The sequence below is a fragment of the Bradyrhizobium sp. P2_E8 genome (assembly GCF_056403875.1).
The window spans coordinates 1-3819 of record NZ_JBFUES010000757.1; the positions used below are offsets into that span (position 1 = coordinate 1).

General features: G+C 63.7%; 5 protein-coding genes. 2 read left to right on the forward strand and 3 right to left on the reverse strand.

Features of this window, described 5'->3' with window-relative positions:
* The 3 genes from AC1D00_RS31185 to fliI form a co-directional block, all read right to left on the reverse strand.
* The coding region (locus tag AC1D00_RS31185; RefSeq protein WP_477013300.1) for a sigma factor at positions 1 to 227 on the reverse strand (227 nt) is incomplete at its 3' end.
* Positions 228 to 408: 181 nt separating this feature from the next.
* Entirely contained in the window at positions 409 to 828 is a 420-nt protein-coding gene (fliJ, locus tag AC1D00_RS31190; RefSeq protein WP_011084990.1) for a flagellar export protein FliJ, read from the reverse strand.
* Between the two features lie 121 nt (positions 829 to 949).
* Entirely contained in the window at positions 950 to 2275 is a 1326-nt protein-coding gene (fliI, locus tag AC1D00_RS31195) for a flagellar protein export ATPase FliI (RefSeq protein WP_477013301.1), read from the reverse strand.
* Between the two features lie 416 nt (positions 2276 to 2691).
* Here fliI and ctrA point away from each other — a divergent pair, with 416 nt between their 5' ends.
* Together ctrA and AC1D00_RS31205 are read left to right on the forward strand one after the other, a co-directional pair.
* Positions 2692 to 3393, forward strand: a complete 702-nt coding sequence (ctrA, locus tag AC1D00_RS31200) for a response regulator transcription factor CtrA (protein ID WP_008138878.1) — start codon at positions 2692 to 2694, stop codon at positions 3391 to 3393.
* A gap of 173 nt (positions 3394 to 3566) precedes the next feature.
* Positions 3567 to 3819, forward strand: a 253-nt coding sequence (locus tag AC1D00_RS31205) for a DUF350 domain-containing protein (RefSeq protein WP_477013302.1), incomplete at its 3' end; no start/stop codon positions are given.

A 3819-nucleotide genomic window follows, 5' to 3' on the forward strand; every position in this document is an offset into this window, starting at 1 on the left:
ATCCACGTGATCGGCGACGACAGGGCCGGATTGAACTGGCCGGCGCTGTTCCAGATCTTGACGTAGGTCTCCTGAATGACTTCCTCTGCGATATCCTGCCGACGCAAGATACGAAGCACGACGCCATAGAGTTTCGCGCGCGTGGCGACGTAAAGGCGCTCGAACGCGGCCTGATCGCCCTTCGCCACCGCCTCAATCAGCCCGACCAGCTCTGCTGGCGTCAGCATTCAGCCCCCCAACGCGTAGGCTCGGGCGCGTTCCGCGCAGGCCCGGCACTTGCACTACCATAGCGCGCAGCAAAGCCGACCACCAAGGGGCGTGGCGCCACGCTGTGGACAGCACATACGAAAACCCGGACCTTGCGGGTCCGGGTTCTGCAAATTTTCGACGGGTCTGGCTGCTAGCGCCTCAGGCGACGGCGCCGATGCGGGCCCGCATCAGGCCGATGCTGTCGAGGTCGGCCTGCTCGCGGGCGTTTTCCTCGGCGCGTTCGCGGGCCTGGTCGCGCTCGTCGAGGAGCTCGACCTTCTTCAGCTCCTCGAAGGCCTCGGCCAGCGCGGCCTTGGCCTCGTCGAGCTGGCCCTTGAGCTCGTCGGCCGAGCGGGTCAGGTTCTCACGGCGCTGGATCGCGGCCTTGGCATAGGTCGGATAGGCGAAGTGCGAGGGATCGTTGATCCCGGCACGCTCCTGCTCGGTCTGGATCTCGCGTTCGAGATCGACCGACATCCGCTGGAAGTCGGCGATCATGGTCTCGATCTGGGTGACCCGGCGGCGCTTCTCGTCGACCTGAAATTTCTTCAGGCGGATGAGGGTATCACGTGACTTCATCGACTCGTACTCCCCAGAAGTCCCCTGGCTGCACGTGGGACAACACCGGTCTCCCCACTGGCCCAATTGGGGCCAAGACCGGCTCTGCTACTCTGTGAGAGCGGATGATGAACTGACAAAGTTAGCGTTCCGTTTCCAAATTACCGAGGATTTGCGCCAACTGGCGATAGCCGTTCGCCAGCGAGGCATTTTCGTCCTTGCGCTGGCGCAGGAAGGCTTCCAGGGGCTCGTGCAGGCGGATCGCCTCGTCGACCTCGGGGCTGGAGCCGGCCCGGTAGGCGCCCAGCCGGATCAATTCCTCCATGTCGGCATAGGTCGCCATCACCGCCCGCGCCTTCTGGATGGTCGGCCAGAACTCCGGATCGGCCGATTTCGGCATGGTGCGGGAGACGGATTTGAGGATGTTGATGGCGGGGTAGCGGCCGCGCTCGGCGATGGAACGCTGCATCACGATGTGGCCGTCGAGGATGCCGCGGACGGCGTCGGCGATCGGCTCGTTGTGGTCGTCGCCGTCGACCAGCACCGTGAAGATCGCGGTGATCGCGCCCTCGCCCAGGCCCGGCCCGGCACGCTCGAGCAGCTTCGGCAGCTCGGTGAACACGGTCGGCGTATAGCCCTTGGCGGTCGGCGGCTCGCCGGCGGACAGACCGATCTCGCGCTGGGCCATGGCGAAGCGCGTCACCGAGTCCATCAGGCAGAGCACGTCCTGATCCTCGTCGCGAAAATACTCGGCGACCGCGAGTGTCAGATACGCCGCCTGGCGGCGCATCAGCGCCGGCTCGTCGGAGGTTGCGACCACGACGACGGAGCGCGCCAGGCCCTCCTCGCCGAGATCGTCCTGCAGGAATTCCTGAACCTCGCGGCCGCGTTCGCCGATCAGCCCGATGACGCTGACGGCGGCGTCCACGTTGCGCGCCAGCATCGACAGCAGCACCGATTTGCCGACGCCGGAGCCYGCGAAGATGCCCATGCGCTGGCCGCGGCAGCAGGTGAGAAACGTGTTCATCGCGCGCACGCCGAGATCGAGCGGCGCCCCGACGCGCTTGCGCGAATGCGCCGGCGGCGGCGTATTGCGGAACGGCATCGGCGAGGACCCCTGCGGCAACGGCCCCTTGCCGTCGATCGGCTCGCCCAGCGCGTTGACGACACGGCCGAGCCAGGCCGACGACGGCCGCACCTGATTGGCGGCATTGGCGATGACCGCCTTGCAGCCGCGGCGCACACCGTCGAGGCCGGCGAACGGCATCACGACAGCATTGTTGCCGGAGAAGCCGATCACCTCGCAGGGGATGGAACGGTTGGCGCCGGTCTCGATCACGAGCCGCGCGCCGACCGACATCGCATGGATCGGGCCGGCCACTTCGACCATCAGGCCGCGCACACCGACCACACGGCCATAGATATTGATGCCGTCGATATCGCCGATCTGTTCGGCCAGAGCCTTCATAGGAGGGCCTTCATGAGGTGGTCGTCTTCGTGATCCCGGGCCTTCACGGGGAAACTCTTAAGTTTCGCCATATTTCTGAACGGCGCTTAACTTCGTGTTTACCCGCATCGTTAATCATTGCGTCACTGTCTTTGTGACTGAGCGTGACTCCCCTTCAGAAGAAGGCCGAGTCGCGGGAGTCGGTTAGGCCCGTCTCTTAAAGTGGAACTTGAACGGAGCCGGATAACGAAAGCTGCTTCCTACGCAAGACCTTAGGGCGATTCGACAAAAATTGCACCGGGGGGACTTGCGTTCCAGAATCAGGATTTGTTAACCATCTGTTGTCAGGATCCGAATCAGTTGTTCAAAGGCGTTTTGTTGAGTGCCGCGAATGCGGCCGACCTGACGCCCAGGAGCGGCGACTATGGGGAACTGGCATGCGCGTTTTGCTGATTGAAGATGACAGCGCCGTCGCGCAGTCGATCGAGCTGATGCTGAAGTCTGAGAGCTTCAACGTCTACACGACCGATTTGGGGGAAGAAGGCGTCGATCTCGGTAAATTATACGATTACGACATTATCCTTCTCGACCTCAACCTGCCTGACATGTCCGGCTACGACGTGCTCAAGCAACTCCGGGTCTCCAAGATCAAGACCCCGATTCTGATCCTCTCCGGCCTCGCCGGCATCGAGGATAAGGTCAAGGGTCTCGGCGTCGGCGCCGACGACTACATGACCAAGCCCTTCCACAAGGACGAGCTGGTGGCCCGCATCCACGCGATCGTGCGCCGCTCCAAGGGCCATGCCCAGTCGGTCATCCAGACCGGAGACCTCGTCGTCAACCTCGACACCAAGACGGTCGAAGTCGGCGGCCAGCGCGTGCATCTGACCGGCAAGGAATACCAGATGCTGGAGCTTCTCTCGCTCCGCAAGGGCACGACCCTCACCAAGGAAATGTTCCTCAACCACCTCTATGGCGGCATGGACGAGCCCGAGCTGAAGATCATCGACGTCTTCATCTGCAAGCTCCGCAAGAAGCTCGCCAACGCCTCCGAAGGCCGCAACTTCATCGAGACCGTGTGGGGCCGCGGCTACGTGCTGCGCGAGCCGCACGAGCACGAAGAGCGCATTCCCGCCTGATCCTGGGTTTACGTCGCGGGCCCTTCGGGGCTTGCTCCTCCCAGCCTGGACCCCGCCGCAAATGGCGGGGTTTTGTTTTTTGGGGGGGACGCGAAGGCGGCTTCATCGCCCTCCTGCCGTTGAACCGCTATCCTTCCCCCGCCGACGAATGGTCGCTGCACGATGGGGGAACGATGATCCTGCAATCACTCGCCGGCCTGCCCGCCTTCCTGGTCTATTTCTGCACCGGGCTGATCGCGATCGTGGCGTATCTGTTCGTCTACACCCGCATCACCCCGTACAACGAGTTCCAGCTCATCCGCGACAACGAGCCGGCCGCGGCGATCTCGCTCGGCCTCAGCCTGCTCGGCTTCGTGGCACCGCTGGTCAGCGCCATCGCGCATTCGGCCAACGTGCTGGACTGCCTGATCTGGGCGGTGATCGCCC